This window comes from Ruegeria sp. BI11 (assembly GCF_056538005.1).
On sequence record NZ_JBQFSM010000001.1, the window covers coordinates 363,695 to 382,029 of the forward strand.

Genomic DNA, 18,335 nt, shown 5'->3' on the forward strand with positions numbered 1-18,335 from the left:
GTTTGGAAACATGACAATCGAGTATCTTAAACGCGGTAAATCTGATGCTGACCGGGCCGAAGACGACGCCAAAACCCGCGCCGTTGTCGAAGCAACCCTTAAAGATATTGAAACCCGTGGCGATGCCGCAGTACGAGAGCTTAGCGAAAAGTTCGACAACTACTCGCCGCCTTCCTTCCGTCTGAGCCAGCAGGAAATCGATGACTTGATCGGACAACTAACCGAACGCGAGCTGGCCGATATCAAGTTCGCGCAGGAGCAGGTTCGAAACTTTGCACAGGCACAACGTGATTCAATGCTGGATATCGAGGTTGAGACCCTGCCTGGTGTCATCCTTGGCCACAAAAACATCCCCGTGCAGTCGGTGGGTTGCTACGTACCTGGCGGTAAGTTTCCGATGGTGGCCTCGGCCCATATGTCGGTGGCTACGGCCTCGGTGGCGGGCGTACCCCGGATCATTGCCTGTACGCCTCCGTTCAATGGCAAGCCCAATGCGGCGGTGATTGCCGCGATGCATCTGGGTGGCGCGCATGAGATTTACGTTATGGGCGGTATTCAGGCCATCGGCGCGATGGCGCTGGGAACCGAGACCATTGACCCGGTACACATGCTGGTCGGCCCCGGCAATGCCTTTGTGGCCGAGGCCAAACGGCAACTGTTCGGCCGCGTCGGCATCGATCTATTCGCCGGTCCGACCGAGACGATGGTTATTGCTGACGAGTCTGCGGCAGATGCGGAGCTTTGCGCTACCGACTTGCTGGGCCAGGCTGAGCACGGTTACAACAGCCCCTGCGTGCTGCTGACCAACTCTCGCAAACTGGCCGAGGACACCTTGGCCGAGGTCGACCGTCTGCTCGGTATCCTACCCACAGCAGGCACCGCGAAAGTGTCGTGGGACGAATATGGCGAGGTAATCGTCTGCGACACCTATGACGAGATGCTGCAGGTCGCCGATGACATTGCGTCAGAGCATGTTCAGGTAATGACAGATCGCGACGACTGGTTCCTCGAGAACATGACCTGCTACGGCGCTCTGTTCCTTGGCCCGCGCACCAACGTTTCGAATGGCGATAAGGTGATTGGTACCAACCACACGCTGCCAACCAAGAAAGCCGGTCGTTACACAGGTGGACTTTGGGTAGGGAAGTACTTGAAAACCCATAGTTATCAAAAAGTTCTGACTGATGAGGCCGCGACGCTAATCGGTGAATACGGTTCGCGTCTGTGTATGCTGGAAGGCTTCGTTGGTCATGCCGAACAATGCAACGTTCGTGTGCGTCGATATGGCGGCATCAATGTGCCCTATGGTGAACCTGCGCCGTATCGGGATGCTGCTGAATGAATGACCCGCACACCTGGCACAAGGCCCTGATCGCTCCGCTCAGGGCCGCAATGTATGACTTTTCCGAGGCCGGTGTCCGAAAGGCGCTGGCCGAGACGACGACTCAAGACACAGTGTTCCACCTTTGCCATCCCTTCGGAGACATTATCGGCAGCGATGCGTTTTATGACTGTGCCTTCAAGGACCTGTTGGGCGCCTGGCCTGATCTGGAGCGCCGCGATTACATCGTCATGGCTGGGCCAGACGAAGACGGTGCGGATTGGGTCGGATGCGGGGGCTACTACACGGGTACTTTCACCGGCCCTTGGCTGGATATTCCACCCACTGGGCATCAGGCGACCATGCGGTTCCACGAATTCTATCGGTTCGAGGACGGCAAAGTCGTTGAAATGCAGGCGCTTTGGGATATCCCCGAGGTGATGATGCAGGCAGCTGCCTGGCCGATGGTCCCTAGCCTGGGACGCGAATGGCATGTGCCTGGACCGACCACGCAAGACGGTTTCGTGCCTGGCCCATATGACGCGGCCAAGGGCAAGGCGACCTGCCAGCATATTATAGACATGCTTGAGCACTTGAAAAAACATCCGTCCCTGGGTGGTCCTGAAGTAATGGAGATGGAGCGTTTCTGGCATCCACGCATGAATTGGTACGGTCCTTCGGGCATCGGCACCGGGCGCGGATATGCAGGCTTTCGAAACTGGCACCAGATCCCGTTCCTCAACGGGATGCCGGATCGGGGGCAATACGTGGACGAGATTACCTATCACTTTTTTGGTGATGGCGAATACGCGGCCGTGACTGGCTGGCCCAATATGATCCAGACCGTGACTCATGACGGTTGGCTGGGGATCGCGCCCTCGGGCAGGAAAATCACCATGCGTAGCCTCGATTTTTGGCGGCTGGAAAACGGACGCATCCGGGAGAACTGGGTTCTGGTCGATTTGCTGGACGCTTACCGGCAGCTTGGCGTTGACGTCTTTGCTCGTCTGCGGGAATTCAACAAGGCCCGAAATATGGGTCGCATTGAAACACCGGATGGAATGAGCTGATGACGGAACTGCCACGCACCCCTTCGTTTTCCCTCAATGGAAAAACTGCGCTCGTTACCGGAGCTTCCTCAGGCATCGGGCAGGGGAGTGCGGTGGCTTTGGCCGAGGCAGGCGCACATGTCGTCTGTGCGGCCCGAGGTGTGGACCGATTGAACGACACCGTCGCTGCTTTGAAGGGGCAAGGTTGGTCAGCCGAAGCTCTTGTGTTGGATCAGGGCGATCTGGGCGCGTTGGAACAGCTGTTCTTGACGCGCAGCTTTGATGTTGTGGTGAATTCGGCCGGAGTCGCACGGCACAGCGCTGCAATAGAAACAACGCCAGAGGATTTCGATGTTGTCACCAGCGTCAATCTACGATCGGCGTATTTTCTTTCGGCCTATGCAGCCCGCGCTTTGATCGAGGCCGACAAGCCTGGCTCGATCATCCACATCTCCAGCCAGATGGGACATGTCGGCGGAGTCGACCGGGCGCTTTATTGTGCGACGAAACACGGTCTGGAGGGGATGGTCAAATCAATGGCCATCGAATGGGGCAAACAGGGAATCCGGATCAATACTGTCTGCCCGACGTTCATTCGAACGCCTTTGACGCAATCCACCTTTGACAATCCCGAACGCGCCGCTTGGATAATGGAAAAGATCAAGCTGGATCGGGTAGGAGAGGTCGAGGACATAATGGGCGCGGTCCGCTACCTCGCCTCGGACGCCTCGGCACTAGTCACGGGCACTGCGATGTTAATTGACGGAGGTTGGACGGCAGACTGATGGCTGAGAAGGTAACATCACTCCAGGTTGCCCAACTTGCAGGGGTCAGCCAATCCGCAGTTAGCCGGGTCTTCACGCCTGGGGCTTCGGTCAGCAAGAAGACAGAAGAGAAAGTTCGGAAAGCCGCTACTGAATTAGGCTACCGCCCCAATGTTTTGGCGCGCGCAATGGTGTCCGGCAAAAGCCGCATCATCGGTTTGGTGGTCGCCTATCTGGACAACTATTTTTACCCCGAAGCAATCGAGAAGTTGTCGAACGAGTTGCAGGAGCAGGGCTATCACGTCCTGATCTTCATGGCCTCCAGAACGGCCGGAAATATTGACGACGTGATGGAGGAAATCCTCGATTATCAAGTTGATGGCGTCATAATGGCCTCGGTCGCGATGTCGTCCGATATCGCAACGCGTTGCCAACAGGCCGGTGTGCCGGTGGTGCTGTTCAACCGTAGTCAGGACATTGACGGGATCACGTCCGTCACGTCCGACAATTATGCGGGCGGTCGCAAGGTGGCCGAATTCCTTATCGCAGCGGGTCACAGCCGCATTGCCTATATCGCTGGGTGGCAAGGTGCATCAACTCAGCGGGACCGCGAAGCTGGCTTCCGGGCAGCTCTGAGTGATGTGGGCCAGGATTTGTACGCTCATGAAGTCGGAGAGTTTCACACCGAGAACGCGCGCATGGCGGCACGTCGTATGTTCGATGTCGAACCCGAGAAACGGCCCGACGCGGTGTTCGTCGCCAATGACCACATGGCTCTTGTCGTCATGGACGTTATCCGATTCGAGCTGGGATTGCGTGTACCCGAAGACGTTTCAGTTGTTGGATATGATGACGTCCCGCAGGCAGCTTGGCTTGCCTATAACCTTACCACCATTCGTCAGCGCGCCAACCTCATGGTTACCGAGACCGTTGACGCTTTGTTGGACCATATTGAAAACCCGACAGCCGCTACGGCACGCAAGGTCGCGATTGATGGGCCTCTGATCGTGCGCACATCGGCACGGCTGCCCAAAGGCTGGACGCCGCAAAGGATGAAAACATGAAAGGCTTTGATCCCAAGTTCAGGGACTTCCCCGACTATATCATCGGCATCACCAAAGAGATCTGGGAAGACCGAGGTATCGCGACCCTGCACGACTATTACAGCGAGGATATCGTCGTGCGCTCGCCCGGTTCAGTGGTGCTGGGCAATCAGAACGTGATCGGCGCAACAATGGCGACGCTGGCAGAGTTTCCGGATCGCCAATTGCTGGGCGAGGATGTGATCTGGTCAGGAACGCCGGAAGAAGGAATGTTGAGTTCGCACCGCATCATTTCGACCGCTACACATTTGGCCGAGGGTGTTTATGGCAAACCAACAGGTACAAAACTGCGCTATCGAATTCTGGCCGACTGCCATGCCATCAACAATCAAATAAACGACGAATGGCTCATTCGCGATCAGGGCGCCATCGTCCGTCAGATGGGATGGGACCCCAAGGAATACGCCACTGATTTGATTGCCCGCGAAGGCGGCCCCGAAAAATGCGTCAAACCCCTGACACCCGAAATCGATCAGCCGGGACCGTATAAGAGCCTCGGGAACGACAATGAGTGGGGGCAGCGCTATGCTGACATTCTGGCCCGGATCATGAAAGCTGATATGGGTGCAATTGAGGCAGAATATGACCGTGCTGTTCAATCAGAATATGTGGGCGGCGTGACTGGTCATGGCTGGGATGCGGTTGACCGTTTCTGGATGGGTCTGCGCGCGAGTTTCCCGAATGCAGAATTCAAGATCGAGCATCAGATCGGGCGAGACGATCCGGATATGCCACCCCGCGCCGCGATCCGCTGGAGTCTGTGGGGCAAACATGACGGCTGGGGCGTGTTTGGCGCACCAACGGGTGCACAGGTGTATGTCCTTGGCATCAGCCACGCCGAGTTCGGTGCGCTGATTGGCGGTCACCCGCAACTGCGCCGCGAATATACATTGTTCGATGAAACGTCGGTCTGGAAACAGATCCTTTTGCAAGGCGGCGAGGGCTGAGTGGTTCACCCGGTCAGATATCGTATACTTGTGGATGGTCTGCATGAAACCGGGGCTAGCCGACGGTTCCACATGTTCCGTCAAAGCCTGCGCGCACGCCGATTGAACCTGCGTCCACCGGGAGAGTAAGGGCGAGTGCTTTACAGGCACAAGCACCTTATCTCCCTAAAACGTAATATCGGAACAAACGTCATGATCAAATCAACCATCTCTTCTCGCATTGTTCGCTACGGCGAACTCCAGCCCTGTAAAACCGCCTTCATCGACGCCCACACACCGGGCAGCGATCAGAAAGAGAACTTCACAATCGTCGGCGGCGGGGTCTCGGAATCTCCGGATCAGCATGTGCACATCACTGATAAGATCGGCTTCAACATCGGTGCTGCGGGCCAGCCACCGAAATGCCGGAACTCGCTTCACAGCCACACGACAGCCGAGGTATTCTTTGTCGCCAAGGGCCGTTGGCGGTTTTTCTGGGGCCGCTATGGCACCGCCGGTGAGTTCATCGCCGAAGAGGGCGATATCTTCAACATCCCGACCGGTATCTTCCGGGGTTTTGAAAACGTAGGCCAGGACTATGGGATGATCATGTCGATCTTGGGCGGTGACGATGCCGGCGGCGGGGTCACTTGGGCACCGCAAGTCATCGAAGATGCGCAGGCACATGGGCTGATGCTTGGCGACAATGGTGTTCTTTACGACTCTAAAAAGGGCCAGGACCTGCCACACAATGTGCGCCCAATGCCTCTGTTGACTGAGGAGCAATTGAAAGACTACCCCGAGGTTCCGGTTGAAGATGTGGTCGGAAAATACGTCGCGCGCTACTGGGACCTGATGGCATTGTCGGCCAATAAACCCGCTCAGGTGATCGGTGAAAACGGAATGATCAAGGATAAACCCGGGTTCGAGGTTGATTTCCTTGGGCGAGGATCCTCTGTTACCGAACCGGTTGTAGCAGAAAGACCTGTGGTTCTTATGCCCGCCAGTGGCCACTGGCGTGTTGTGATCGACGATCATGAAACCACTTTGTCCACCGGCGACACGGCTTTGGTCTTAACCGGTGAATCCTATAGCGTGAAACCATCGATGACCGGGCAGGCGGGCCTGTATCGGATCACTGCAACCGATGACCCGGCAGGAGCAACCTGGACAGGATGAGCGTAGACCCCGAAGACACACACGCCATTTATGAGCGGCAAGCGAAGGAGTATGACAAGCGCCGCTCAAAGGCTCTGTTCGAAGCGCGCTGGCTGGCGCGCTTCACGGCCAGCCTCAAGCCGGGTGACCATGTGCTGGATTTGGGTTGCGGCACAGGTGATCCGATTGCACGCTGGTTCATGGCTGAGGGGTTCGCAGTAACAGGTGTGGATTTCGCCGAGGCGATGCTGGCCATAGCCCGCGATCGCTGGCCAGACGGGGATTGGCGGCATGCTGATATGCGGGACTTTGAGTTAGACCAGCAATTCGACGGCATCATCGCCTGGAATAGCTTTTTTCATCTGACAGCAAGTGAACAAAAAGACTGTATTGCGCGCATGTCGCGTCATTTGCGATCCGGTGGAATGCTCATGCTGACCGTTGGACCTCGGGCCGGAGAGGTCAGCGGCACGGTGGGATCAGAGCTTGTCTATCACGCCTCGTTGTCCCCAGCCGATTACGCGACGTGTCTAGAGGAAAACGGACTGCAAATGACCGGGTATTTGGCCGAGGATCCTGAGACCCAAAGCCACACGATCCTGATGGCACGCAAAGTTTAAGGAGGCGCTGATGACTATCAAAACCACACATGTTGGGTCTCTGCCCCGCACACAGAATGTTGTGGATTTCATTTTCGCCCGTGAGAACGGTGAAACCTACGACGCGGCCGCGTTTGATGCCTGTATGACCGATGCGGTTTCTGAGACAGTACGAAAGCAGGTCGAAGCCGGTGTCGACGTTGTCAGCGATGGCGAAACCTCAAAGATTTCTTACGCGACCTATGTCAAGGATCGTTACACCGGTTTTTCCGGGGACAGCCCCCGAAATGCGCCTGCAGATTTGAAGATGTTCCCCAGTTATCTGCAGCGACTGGCTGACGACGGTGGCACGCCAAAATACGCTCGACCGATGTGCACAGGCGAGGTGCGTTCAAAAGGGCAGGGCGAGTTGGAGAAGGACATTGCCAACCTCAAAGCCGCCATGGCCCAAAATGGGGGCGAACGCGGTTTCATGAATGCCGCGTCTCCCGGCGTAATCTCGCTGTTTTTGCAAAATGATTTCTATCCCACGCGTGAGGCCTATCTGGCAGCTCTGGCCGATGCCATGAAAGAAGAATACGAAACCATCGTGGCCGCTGGTCTGGACCTGCAACTGGATTGCCCCGATCTGGCCTTGTCGCGCCATATGCTGTTCACGGATCTTTCGGACGACGAGTTCGTCAAGATTGCCGACTTGCACGTTGAGGCTCTGAATCACGCGCTTCAGAACGTCCCACAGGATCGTGTGCGGGTGCATATCTGCTGGGGCAACTACGAAGGTCCGCATTGCTGTGACATCGCAATGGACAAGGTTTTCAGCACCCTGATGGCTACCAAATCGCGTTATGTCCTGTTTGAGACCTCGAACCCACGACATGCGCACGAGTGGATTGTGTTTCGCGACCGCAAGTCGGAGATACCGGATGACAAGATTCTGGTGCCCGGTGTGGTCGATACCACCACCAATTTCGTCGAACACCCCGAACTTGTTGCCCAGCGGATCGAGCGCTTTACGGGGATTATCGGCGCGGACCGGGTTATAGCAGGCAGCGATTGCGGCTTTGGCACTTTTGCGGGCTTTGGCGCGGTCGACCCTCAGATTGCCTACGCCAAGTTGTCGGCACTGTCTGATGGGGCAAAGCTGGCTTCAGCATGACACCCTTGATCTTCTTGCCGGGTATGATGTGCGATGCCCGCCTATTTGGCCCGCAGATCAACGCTCTGTCGGGCAGCAGACCCGTGATGACTTTCCCTTTGTCCCGGCAAGACAGTGTGCAGGCAATGGCGAATAACATCCTGCAAAATGCGCCACCCGATTTCGCACTGGCTGGCTTGTCGATGGGGGGGATCGTGGCGATGGAAGTATTGCGTCAGGCTCCTGAACGTGTGTCGCGTCTGGCATTGCTTGACACAAATCCACTCGCTGAAAATCCAGAAGTAAAAGCCCGTCGTGCGCCCCAAATGGAGGCTGTTCGCGATGGCAACCTAAGATCGGTGATGCGGGACGAGATGAAACCCAATTACCTGGCGGACGGACCTAACCGAGGGGCTATTCTGGATCTTTGCATGGCAATGGCCACCGACTTGGGGCCTGACGTTTTCTTACGCCAGTCGCAGGCGCTGATGAACCGCCCGGATCAAAGTATGACCCTAAGGGCTTATACCGGATACGCTCTGGTCCTATGTGGGCGTGAAGACAAGTTGTGCCCGGTTGAGCGCCACCAGATGATGCATGACCTGCTGCAACACAGCGCGCTGGAGGTCATCGAGGGTGCAGGACACCTTCCAACTTTGGAACAACCACAAAAAACCACAGCGGCATTGATCCGCTGGTTGGAGGACACATGACGCCATCCCTTTTGTCCCTGCTTCGCAAGGTCGACACTCCCACTGTCTGCAATGCCATCGAAGTGGCACAGGGTAAGCGTGGGTTCGACGATTTTACGCGCGGCACCATGCTGTGTTCAGCGCCTGAAGAGCCTGCGATCGTCGGCTATGCGCGCACGGCCAAGATCGCGGCGGTCAACCCACCGACCGAGACGCCCGACGTCATCAAAGCCCGTCGCATGGCCTATTACAAGTACATGGCCGAAGCGCCCAGCCCCTGTGTCGCTGTGATTGAGGACTTGGATTATCCGGACTGCATCGGAGCCTATTGGGGTGAGATCAATACCTCTGTCCACAAGGGGTTCGGAATTTCCGGTGTCGTAACCAATGGTGTCATGCGCGATCTCGGCGATTTACCCGAGGGATTCCCGGTTGTTGCCGGTTCCGTCGGACCGAGCCATGGTTTTGTACACATCCGCGAGATTGATACACCGGTTTCAGTTTTCGGCCTAGCTGTTAACCCAGGCGAATTGGTTCATGCCGATCGTCATGGGGCGCTGGTCGTACCCGAGGATGTCGTCGATCAATTGGAATCTGCAATACAAAAGCTGTTGTCGACAGAGCGTATTGTCTTAGACGCGGCGCGCCAGCCGGAGTTTGGTTTCGAAGCATTCGAAACCGCTTGGGCAGCTTTTGAAAAAGCCAGGGTCTAATCGCCATTTTAGTGGGCAATAAATAGTACGTCTCAGGCGTACTTATCTGCTTTTAGCTCTACATTGAGAAACTCTGAAAGTTGAAGATCGCTACAATCCGCATTGCAGAAATAAACAAAACTTCGAAAGTCCGGTTTGGGCCAAGAGGGTGCTGTAGCAAAAGGCGCGATGACCTCTGCAGACATAATTGCTGAATCTGAAAAACCTATTTGGGAATACCTGGAAACAGAATCATCAGTTTTTTAACGGAAAGACCACCGATAGCCAGTGATGCTTCGCGCCACTGAACAGGGCATGTCGTAGTCTCAGGAAAATGGCGGAGAGACAGGGATTCGAACCCTGGGTGGGCTTGCACCCACAACGGTTTTCGAGACCGCCCCGTTCGACCACTCCGGCACCTCTCCGCGGGGGTCTGTGAGGGGGGGATTTAGTGAGGAACGCGCGGGGGTGCAAGCAGAAAATTCCCGAAATTCACTATGACGGTTTTTTCCATTGCCAGACGACACAAATCGCCTAGGCTTTGAGATATGACTTATCATCTTCGCCGCACCGCTTTCACCTTTTTTCTATTGCTTCTGACGCTGGCATTTGCGCCTGTGTCGTCCTTTGCCGCCGGGCGCGACAGGATTGAGGCGTTTCTAACCACAACCGGCTTTGACGTGGCGTTGGAAAGTATCGCGCTGTCCTCTGCTTCAGCGCCACAAATGCTGGGCATCGACCCTGACGGTTTCGGTTCGGATTGGGCCCGCCTGACCGAAGAAGTGTTCGATACCCAAGACATGCATGAAACAGCCGTGTCCATTCTGGAGCAGACCTTGAGCGATGAGGCGCTGAACCATGCGGTGGAGTTTTATGCCTCGGATCTGGGTCAGCGTCTGGTCGAGGCGGAAAATGCCTCGCATATGCTCGACGATGAAGAGGCTAAGCAGCAGCAGGGGCAAGAGATTGTGGCAGAGCTGATCAAGGACGGCTCGCATCGTGTTGAAAGCCTCAAACGCATGAACAGGGCAATTGATTCCAGCGGGACGGCGCTGCGGGCGTTGCAAGAGATTCAAGTGCGATTTCTGCTAGCCGCCAGTGCCTCGGGAGTGATTGATCTGCAACTGGACGCAAACGAGTTGCGGCAGATGATGCGCCAAAACGAGACCGGCATGCGGCAGGCACTGCAACTGTCCGCGCTTGCGGGTGCAGCTTATACATATCAGGATTTTTCAGATGCCGATGTAATCGCTTATGCCGATGCGCTGGAGCAACCTTTAATGCAAGAGGTCTACGAACTGCTGAATGCCGTTCAGTATGAAATCATGGCTATGAAATTCGAGATTCTCGCTACCCGGATGGCGGACCTGCACCCGGCACAGGATATCTGATGCGTCTGGTTGCTTCGTTCCTCGCCCTGTTCGTTTGGGCCGTTCCATTGCAGGCGGGGGAAAAGGTCGAGCGACTGATGCAGGCCCTGCAAGTGGATGCGGTCATCGATATCCTGCGGGACGAAGGCAGCATGCTGGGGCAGGATCTGCAGCAGACTTTTCTTGATAACAATGGCGGCCAGGTCTTTCTGGATCAGGTAGATCGGATTTACGACACAGATAAAATGCGCCTTCAGGTCGAGGAGGTTTTTGTTGAAACGCTTACCGAGAGCCAGGTGGACCGTGCCATTTTGTTTTTCGAAAGTGATTTGGGGCAAAATATAATTTCGCTGGAAATATCCGCCCGTATAGCGCTGGCGGATGAAGCCATTGAAGAGATGGCACAGGATGCCTACAAGCACGACGATCGTAGCACGGAACTGTATCGATTGGTTGACGAGTATATTCAGGTCAACAACCTGATTGATGAGAATGTTCAGAACTCCATTAGCGCAGATTACAACTTTTTTCGCGGGATGAGTCTTGGGGTCGGGGCGGACGACGGCGAGTTGCTGGCACAGCTTCTCGGGCAAAAGGACAGTGTGACAGAAGACACCCGTATCTGGTTGTATTCTTTCTTCCTGTTGGCTTACAAACCGCTTAGCGACAGCGAGATGCGTGAGAACATCGCCTTTTCACGCACTGACACAGGCAGGGCCATCAACACGGCGCTGTTTGAAAGTTTTAACCGGATGTTTGACACGATCTATTATCAGATGGGTCAAGCAGTCGCTCAGGTCCTGAAAGGGTCGGACCTTTAGGGGCGCATTTGATGTTGACTTTCCTTTGTAATCTATGGATAAGCGCTCATCCCGGCCGGTTCTTCCGCGCCGGGTATCGTTATTATTGACCCAAAGGGCCATTCCCACGGGTCGTCACACAGCCCCAAATAGGGCGCGCTGTTCGAGGTGGCTTAAGCCAAAAACACCCATTCGGGGACCACAGAACGCGGTTTGGAAAAGGAAAGACGCATGTTTGCGGTCCTCAAGACTGGCGGCAAGCAGTACAAGGTTCAGGCGGGCGATGTTCTCCGTGTTGAAAAGCTGGCTGCCGACGCAGGTGAAAAAGTTCAATTCAACGATGTTCTGATGCTGGGCGGTGACGCACCGGTTGTTGGCGCACCTTTCGTTGAAGGCGCTGGCGTTCAGGCCGAAGTGATCGAACAGATCAAAGGTGACAAGGTCATCAACTTCGTAAAACGTCGTCGTAAGCACAGCTCGAAGCGAACCGTTGGTCACCGTCAGAAGCTGACTCTGGTCAAAATCACCGACATCCTGGCATCGGGCGCTGAAAAATCTGGTATCAAAGCTGCAACTGGTTCGGCACCGGCTGGCGAAGCTGCTCCGGCGGCGAAAAAGCCTGCCAAGAAAGCCGAAGCCAAAGCAGAGGCACCCGCCGCTGCTGCCGCCGCTGACGATCTGACCGCGCTGACTGGTGTCGGCCCCGCCGCTGCCAAAAAGCTGGCAGAAGCCGGTATCGAGGGCTTTGCCGCTCTGGCCGCCTTGTCGGAAGAGCAGATTGCTGCTATCGACACAATCAAAGTGAAACCCGAATGGGTTGAGCAGGCCAAAGAACTGGCTAAAGGCTAAGGAGAGAGAGAATGGCACATAAGAAAGCTGGCGGTTCCTCCCGTAACGGTCGCGACTCAGCTGGTCGCCGCCTTGGCGTGAAACTGTATGGTGGCCAGGCCGCTATTGCAGGCAACATCATCGTGCGTCAGCGCGGCACCAAGTTCTGGCCGGGCGAAGGCGTAGGCATGGGCAAAGATCACACCATTTTTGCGACTGTCGATGGCGCCGTTAAGTTCCACAAGGGACTCAAAAACCGCACCTTTATTTCGGTCCTGCCAGTGGCGGAGGCCGCAGAGTAAGCCGAAACCCATAAGGTTTGAAAATTCTTGGGGGACCGGCAGAAAATGCCGGTCCCCTTTCTCGTTTCAACGCAGTTTTGATCGAACGTTCAGATGACAGTCGCAACCACCAGTTTCCTGATTTTTGCCGCCAGTCAGGTCGGCACGCCGGGACCCGCCAACATGGTCCTGCTGGGAACCGGTGCGCGCTATGGTTTTCGGGCGGCGTTGCCCTTTGTGGCAGGCGTGGTTCTGGGCAAACAACTGATCATCTGGCCGGTTGGGTTTGGAGTGTTGCATTTAGCCGATCAGGCGCCAGGTGTGTTTACCGCCCTGAAATATGCCTCAGCGGCCTATATTTGCTGGCTTGCATGGAAAATCGCTAATCTGCGCCTGTCCCGGCAAGACAGCCTTAGCGACGCGCCGGGGTTCTGGTCTGGTCTGGTCGTGCATCCGCTGAACCCCAAGGCCTGGGCGATGATCATTGCCGGCTTCACCGGCTTCGTGGCAGCGGGAACACCGAGTTTTGAGGCAACGGCTACGATCGCTGCTTGTTTATTGTTTTGTCAGGCCTTTCTTCACCCAATCTGGACTTTTGCGGGGGATAGAATTGCCCACGCGGTTGAAGGACGGCCTACGGAAAAATATCTGATGTGGACATTGGCGAGTATTACTGTTGCGTCCGTATTTTATGTGTTGTTCGGAGGAGGAACGCACTCATGAAGATTGAGACGATAATAAACCAGCCGGTCATTGAAACCGAGCGGTTCGACCTGCGACCATTGCGTCGGTCGGATATGGGTCTCATTGAACATTATGCAGGTGACGAGCGCGTGGCGCGGATGACAACGTCGATCCCGCACCCATTGCCGCCCGGCTCGATCGAAGCATTTGTCGCACGGTCGATGACAGAAGACCGGGAAGAAGACGTGTGGGCGATGGATGCCACAAAAGATGGCGGCCCCGAGTTGATCGGTCTGATCTCACTGACGCGTCTGGATCGGAACCAGTCCGAGGTTGGTTATTGGGTCGCGCCGGTCTATTGGAACACAGGCGTAGCCTCTTCGGCCGTCGAAGCGCTGGTCAATGCCAACCCACTGGAAAACGCCAACATGTTTGCCAGCGTGTTTCAGGACAATCCGGCTTCGGCGCGGGTTCTGACGCATTGTGGGTTTGCTTATCTCGGCGATGCCGAAAGCTATTCGGTGGCGCGTGATGCGAATGTGCCCACCTGGACATATACTAAGAAACTCTGACTTGTGGCCGATGGGGCCTTTGCATTAGGGGACACACATGAAATTTCTCGATCTTGCAAAGGTCTACATCCGGTCTGGTGCCGGAGGTGGCGGTTGCGTAAGCTTTCGGCGCGAAAAGTACATCGAATACGGCGGTCCCGATGGCGGCGACGGCGGTAAGGGCGGGTCTGTCTGGGCCGAGGTCGTTGACGGGCTGAACACCCTGATCGATTTCCGCTATCAGCAGCATTTCTTTGCCAAAAACGGCCAGCCGGGCCGTGGCCAACAGCGTACTGGCAAGGATGGCGATGACATCGTTTTGCGGGTGCCGGTTGGCACCGAAATTCTGGACGAAGACGAAGAAACTGTCATCTGTGATCTGACAGAGGTTGGTCAGCGGGTATTGCTGGCCAAAGGCGGCAATGGTGGCTTTGGCAACCTGCATTTCAAATCCGCCATCAACCAGGCTCCGCGCCGGGCCAATCCAGGACAGGCGGGGATAGACCGCACCATCTGGCTGCGGTTGAAGCTAATAGCTGATGTCGGTCTGTTGGGCATGCCCAATGCAGGTAAGTCGACCTTCCTGGCCGCAACTTCCAACGCGCGTCCCAAAATCGCCGACTACCCCTTTACCACACTGCACCCGAACTTGGGTGTCGTCGGCGTTGATAACGTTGAATTTGTGGTGGCTGACATTCCCGGTCTAATCGAAGGTGCTCACGAAGGCCGTGGCATCGGAGATCGTTTTCTGGGTCACGTGGAACGCTGCGCCGTTCTGCTGCATTTGGTCGATGGCACGTCAGAAACCGTGGCCGACGACTATCGGACGATCATTCACGAGCTTGAGGCTTATGGTGGCGAACTGGCCGAGAAACCTCGCATTACGGTGCTGAACAAGGTTGACGCACTGGATGATGAAGAACGCGAATTGGCCAAGACCGAGTTAGAAGAGGCCGTTGGCGGCCCCGTTATGACCATGTCAGGTGTGGCGCATTTGGGCGTAACCGAGGTTCTGCGTGCATTGCGTGCCCAGATCGACGAAAACCGCCTGCGGCAAAAGCCCGCTGAGGAGGCGAAGTCGTGGCAACCCTGACCTCGGCCAAGCGACTGGTGGTCAAGATCGGGTCCGCCCTGTTGGTGGATCGGGACACAGGCCTTTTGCGGTCAGATTGGCTGCATTCATTGGCGCAGGACGTGGCTTGGCTAAAAGGGCAGGGCACGGATGTCATTCTGGTCTCGTCCGGGTCAATCGCGCTAGGACGTGGGGTTTTGGGCCTACCAATGCAAACCTTGCCGCTGGAACAGTCACAGGCCGCCGCCGCCGTCGGACAAATTCGTCTAGCACGTGCGTATGAAGAGGCGCTGACGCCATACAAGATTACCACGGCGCAGGTTCTAGTAACGTTGGAAGACAGCGCTGACCGCCGACGCTATTTGAACTCACGCGCCACGCTGGAAACTTTGCTCAGCATGGGTGCCGTTCCCATCGTCAACGAAAACGATACGGTGGCGACGGATGAGATCCGCTATGGAGACAATGATCGCCTGGCCGCACAGATCGCTGTTACGGTTGGTGCGGATCAGTTGATCCTTTTGTCGGATGTAGACGGCTTTTACACTGGCAACCCGAACAAGGACACCTCGGCCACGCGTTTTGACGTGATCGAAGAAATTACCGCCGAGATTGAACAAATGGCGGGTGATGCAGGGTCGGGCCTGTCAAAAGGTGGGATGAAGACCAAGTTGCTAGCAGCCAAGATGGCGACCGCAGCCGGATGTGATATGGCGATCACGGAAGGATCGCCCTTGAACCCGCTGAAGTCGCTTGAAAATGGTGCGAATTGCACATGGTTCATCGCAACCTTGGACCCACATGCAGCGCGTAAACGGTGGATTTCCGCGATGAAACCGCGTGGTGAAATCATCGTCGACGCAGGCGCTGCGCAGGCGCTTGGTAACGGCAAAAGCCTGTTGCCTGCCGGAATCATCGAAGTGACCGGAGACTTTGGTCGCGGCGATCCCGTGGCGATCCTGGACCCGGAAGCACGACGCTTGGCGCAAGGTCTCAGCCGCTATACCGCGCAAGAGGCGGACGCGATCAAAGGGCGTAAATCTTCGGAAATCGAAGAAACTCTGGGCTATCCGGGCAGAGCTGTGTTGATCCACCGAGACGATTTGGCGCTTTAGCCTTGCAATGTTAGAACACCAAAAGACCGACCGAAAGGCACATGAGATGAAGGATTTCGACAGCATTCCCACACTGATGGCCGATCTTGGAAAACGCGCCAAGGCAGCCTCGGCCGAATTGGCCTTTGCCAGTGCCGAACGCAAACACGCAGCACTGATCGCAGCTGCAGATGCTGTTTGGGCCAACCGTGCAGACATCATCGAGGCCAACAAGAAAGATCTGGAGTTTGGCCGCGAGAAAGGCCTGAGCCCGGCAATGATGGATCGTCTGATGCTGGACGAGGCGCGCATTCAGGGCATGGTTGATGGGCTGCGCACGGTTGCGGATCAAGCTGATCCTGTAGGCGAGGTGCTGACCGAATGGGACATGCCCTCGGGGCTGCATATCCAACGTGTGCGCACGCCTTTGGGTGTAATCGGTGTGATATATGAAAGCCGGCCCAACGTAACGGCCGATGCCGGCGCGCTGTGCCTGAAATCCGGCAACGCGGTTATCTTGCGCGGTGGGTCCGAAAGCTTTCATTCCTCGGGAGCAATCCACGCCTGTTTGGTTCAGGGACTAAAAGCTGCGAACCTGCCCGAAGATTCCATCCAACTGGTGCCGACTCGGGACCGGGCGGCGGTGCAGGAATTGCTGACCCTGACGGATTATGTCGACGTTATCGTCCCTCGCGGAGGCAAAGGACTGGTAGGACTGGTGCAGCGTGAGGCACGTGTGCCCGTATTCGCGCATCTTGAAGGCATTGTGCATATCTATATCGACAAAGCAGCCGATCCGCAGAAAACGATGGACGTCGTTCTGAATGCCAAAACCCGTCGGACCGGTATCTGCGGCGCAGCGGAATGCCTATTGATCCATCAGGATGTGGTGGAAACACTGGGGCAAGATGTCATCGCCGCTCTGATGGCCGCAGGTGTTGAGGTGCACGCCGAAGGTGCGCTTGCCGTGGGTGGCACTGTCGCCGCTACAGCTGACGACTGGGGTAAGGAATTCCTAGACAGCATCATCGCCGCGAAACCTGTCGCTGATATCGACGAGGCTATCGCGCATATCCGCCTCAATGGATCAGAGCATACCGATTGCATCATGACCGAGGACGAGACCGCCGCTAAACGGTTCTTTGAACGGCTCGATAGCGCGATCCTGATGCACAACGCCTCAACCCAATTCGCCGATGGTGGTGAGTTTGGCATGGGCGCCGAGATCGGTATCGCCACTGGCAAGATGCACGCGCGTGGCCCAGTGGGGGCGGCGCAGCTGACAAGTTTCCAGTATCTTGTGCGCGGAAACGGAACGACCCGGTCCTAAAACCGGATCACAACGCGGGTCGAGGTGGTTTCCGCCGCAACCCGTCGTCCCATCGAGGCCGCAGTTTCAGGCAGCAAGGCGAACTGAACCTGTGCGGGCGTGACCTTGGTCGCGTATCGCCCCTTCGGCAGGTTTTTCCAAAGGTCGTTATCCACGTTCAGCTTGTCGGCTGATCCTGTGACTGTCCAGTTTTCGCCAACATGGTCGATAGTAACATCTCCACCAAAAGGCATGGCGCTTTCGCAACACATCATCGCCAGAAACGCCAGTTTCACCTGATTGCGCGGCACCGCCTCGGTCAGATGCCAGTTGACGCGCACGCGGCCTGCGCGTTCGACATCTTTCAGCAGCTCCGACACCTCGGCGCGGCCCAGTGGTTGATCACTGGCTGATCCAAACGCCACGCGGAAAAACCGAATGCGCGCCCCAGCACTTCCGACACTGCCCGAGATCAGCTCCATCTCGGGACCCTGAACCGAGCCAACCATCTCAAGCAGTTCCAGGCCGTTGGTGATTGCGCCAATAGGGCTGATCAGATCGTGACAGATCCGGGAACCGATCAGCTCGGCCAGGTTGACTGTGGTGTCGCTCAAGCGTACCTCCTGCTGCATCTGCCGCCGGACCGGAGCCCAGCCATGACAGACCTTAATGCTATTCTTGCACCGGGCATGTACGTCCGCCACCCCGATTTCCCCGATTGGGGCGTTGGACAGGTGCAGTCCAACATCGGAGGCAAGATCACCGTGAACTTTCGCGAGCAGGGGAAAGTGGTGATTGACGGAACGCGCATCGCCCTGATGCCGGTCTTTGATCCGTGAAACTGGTTTAGGAAAGGTTAACGGCCCCACAACTCTGCCCTTGTTGCCATCCTCACGAAAACTGCGGT

Annotated in this window: 21 protein-coding genes and 1 tRNA gene; 20 read left to right on the plus strand and 2 right to left on the minus strand. The window is 56.3% G+C overall.

Annotated elements, in window-relative coordinates:
- Positions 1-10: 10 nt before the first annotated feature.
- The 10 genes from hisD to ACR0DT_RS01800 all read left to right on the plus strand — a co-directional run bounded on the left by hisD (position 11) and on the right by ACR0DT_RS01800 (position 9,460).
- The gene (hisD, locus tag ACR0DT_RS01755; RefSeq protein ID WP_480709097.1) at positions 11-1,342 is read left to right on the plus strand and encodes a histidinol dehydrogenase; all 1,332 of its coding nucleotides are present in this window, start codon (positions 11-13) and stop codon (positions 1,340-1,342) included.
- Complete coding sequence (locus tag ACR0DT_RS01760) at positions 1,339-2,391, plus strand: ester cyclase (protein ID WP_480709098.1); 1,053 nt, start codon at positions 1,339-1,341, stop codon at positions 2,389-2,391. Before hisD ends, ACR0DT_RS01760 begins: the two co-directional genes overlap by 4 nt.
- Positions 2,391-3,155, plus strand: a complete 765-nt coding sequence (locus ACR0DT_RS01765; protein ID WP_480709099.1) for an SDR family NAD(P)-dependent oxidoreductase — start codon at positions 2,391-2,393, stop codon at positions 3,153-3,155. The genes ACR0DT_RS01760 and ACR0DT_RS01765 overlap by 1 nt, the downstream gene beginning before the upstream one ends.
- Positions 3,155-4,198: a LacI family DNA-binding transcriptional regulator gene (locus ACR0DT_RS01770; protein ID WP_480709100.1), complete on the plus strand. Its 1,044-nt coding sequence runs from the start codon at positions 3,155-3,157 to the stop codon at positions 4,196-4,198. Before ACR0DT_RS01765 ends, ACR0DT_RS01770 begins: the two co-directional genes overlap by 1 nt.
- Positions 4,195-5,184 (plus strand): nuclear transport factor 2 family protein, encoded by a 990-nt coding sequence (locus ACR0DT_RS01775; RefSeq protein WP_480709101.1) that lies wholly within the window; start codon positions 4,195-4,197, stop codon positions 5,182-5,184. The genes ACR0DT_RS01770 and ACR0DT_RS01775 overlap by 4 nt, the downstream gene beginning before the upstream one ends.
- A gap of 192 nt (positions 5,185-5,376) precedes the next feature.
- Positions 5,377-6,342, plus strand: a complete 966-nt coding sequence (locus ACR0DT_RS01780) for a cupin domain-containing protein (protein WP_480709102.1) — start codon at positions 5,377-5,379, stop codon at positions 6,340-6,342.
- Complete coding sequence (locus tag ACR0DT_RS01785; protein ID WP_480709103.1) at positions 6,339-6,941, plus strand: class I SAM-dependent methyltransferase; 603 nt, start codon at positions 6,339-6,341, stop codon at positions 6,939-6,941. The genes ACR0DT_RS01780 and ACR0DT_RS01785 overlap by 4 nt, the downstream gene beginning before the upstream one ends.
- Positions 6,942-6,951: 10 nt before the next feature.
- Positions 6,952-8,076 (plus strand): cobalamin-independent methionine synthase II family protein, encoded by a 1,125-nt coding sequence (locus ACR0DT_RS01790; protein ID WP_480709104.1) that lies wholly within the window; start codon positions 6,952-6,954, stop codon positions 8,074-8,076.
- Entirely contained in the window at positions 8,073-8,768 is a 696-nt protein-coding gene (locus tag ACR0DT_RS01795; RefSeq protein ID WP_480709105.1) for an alpha/beta fold hydrolase, read from the plus strand. The genes ACR0DT_RS01790 and ACR0DT_RS01795 overlap by 4 nt, the downstream gene beginning before the upstream one ends.
- Positions 8,765-9,460 (plus strand): RraA family protein, encoded by a 696-nt coding sequence (locus ACR0DT_RS01800; RefSeq protein ID WP_480709106.1) that lies wholly within the window; start codon positions 8,765-8,767, stop codon positions 9,458-9,460. Before ACR0DT_RS01795 ends, ACR0DT_RS01800 begins: the two co-directional genes overlap by 4 nt.
- Positions 9,461-9,774: 314 nt before the next feature.
- On the opposite strand, the gene ACR0DT_RS01805 is transcribed toward ACR0DT_RS01800, so the two are convergent.
- Positions 9,775-9,864 (minus strand) — tRNA-Ser (locus ACR0DT_RS01805).
- Positions 9,865-9,987: 123 nt separating this feature from the next.
- Between ACR0DT_RS01805 and ACR0DT_RS01810 the strand changes: the two genes are divergently transcribed.
- The 9 genes from ACR0DT_RS01810 to ACR0DT_RS01850 all read left to right on the plus strand — a co-directional run bounded on the left by ACR0DT_RS01810 (position 9,988) and on the right by ACR0DT_RS01850 (position 17,449).
- A complete protein-coding gene (locus ACR0DT_RS01810) occupies positions 9,988-10,830 on the plus strand; it encodes a DUF2059 domain-containing protein (protein ID WP_480709107.1) in 843 nt (280 codons plus the stop codon).
- Entirely contained in the window at positions 10,830-11,630 is an 801-nt protein-coding gene (locus tag ACR0DT_RS01815; protein WP_480709108.1) for a DUF2059 domain-containing protein, read from the plus strand. The genes ACR0DT_RS01810 and ACR0DT_RS01815 overlap by 1 nt, the downstream gene beginning before the upstream one ends.
- Positions 11,631-11,840: 210 nt before the next feature.
- A complete protein-coding gene (locus tag ACR0DT_RS01820) occupies positions 11,841-12,458 on the plus strand; it encodes a 50S ribosomal protein L21 (protein WP_480709109.1) in 618 nt (205 codons plus the stop codon).
- 11 nt (positions 12,459-12,469) lie between these two features.
- Complete coding sequence (rpmA, locus tag ACR0DT_RS01825; protein WP_010440093.1) at positions 12,470-12,739, plus strand: 50S ribosomal protein L27; 270 nt, start codon at positions 12,470-12,472, stop codon at positions 12,737-12,739.
- A 93-nt stretch (positions 12,740-12,832) separates the two neighbouring features.
- Positions 12,833-13,441 carry a LysE family translocator gene (locus tag ACR0DT_RS01830; protein ID WP_480709110.1) on the plus strand — a complete coding sequence of 203 codons (609 nt, stop codon included), beginning with the start codon at positions 12,833-12,835 and terminating at the stop codon, positions 13,439-13,441.
- Positions 13,438-13,974: a GNAT family N-acetyltransferase gene (locus ACR0DT_RS01835; RefSeq protein WP_480709111.1), complete on the plus strand. Its 537-nt coding sequence runs from the start codon at positions 13,438-13,440 to the stop codon at positions 13,972-13,974. The genes ACR0DT_RS01830 and ACR0DT_RS01835 overlap by 4 nt, the downstream gene beginning before the upstream one ends.
- Before the next feature lie 37 nt (positions 13,975-14,011).
- Positions 14,012-15,046 carry a GTPase ObgE gene (gene obgE / locus ACR0DT_RS01840; RefSeq protein ID WP_480709112.1) on the plus strand — a complete coding sequence of 345 codons (1,035 nt, stop codon included), beginning with the start codon at positions 14,012-14,014 and terminating at the stop codon, positions 15,044-15,046.
- The gene (proB, locus tag ACR0DT_RS01845) at positions 15,034-16,140 is read left to right on the plus strand and encodes a glutamate 5-kinase (protein ID WP_480709113.1); all 1,107 of its coding nucleotides are present in this window, start codon (positions 15,034-15,036) and stop codon (positions 16,138-16,140) included. The genes obgE and proB overlap by 13 nt, the downstream gene beginning before the upstream one ends.
- Positions 16,141-16,186: 46 nt before the next feature.
- The gene (locus tag ACR0DT_RS01850) at positions 16,187-17,449 is read left to right on the plus strand and encodes a glutamate-5-semialdehyde dehydrogenase (RefSeq protein ID WP_480709114.1); all 1,263 of its coding nucleotides are present in this window, start codon (positions 16,187-16,189) and stop codon (positions 17,447-17,449) included.
- On the opposite strand, the gene ACR0DT_RS01855 is transcribed toward ACR0DT_RS01850, so the two are convergent.
- Positions 17,446-18,042, minus strand: a complete 597-nt coding sequence (locus tag ACR0DT_RS01855; protein WP_480709115.1) for a histidine phosphotransferase family protein — start codon at positions 18,040-18,042, stop codon at positions 17,446-17,448. The genes ACR0DT_RS01850 and ACR0DT_RS01855 overlap by 4 nt on opposite strands.
- Positions 18,043-18,084: 42 nt before the next feature.
- Between ACR0DT_RS01855 and ACR0DT_RS01860 the strand changes: the two genes are divergently transcribed.
- Positions 18,085-18,267 (plus strand): DUF3553 domain-containing protein, encoded by a 183-nt coding sequence (locus ACR0DT_RS01860; protein ID WP_010440107.1) that lies wholly within the window; start codon positions 18,085-18,087, stop codon positions 18,265-18,267.
- The last annotated feature ends 68 nt before the right edge of the window (positions 18,268-18,335 follow it).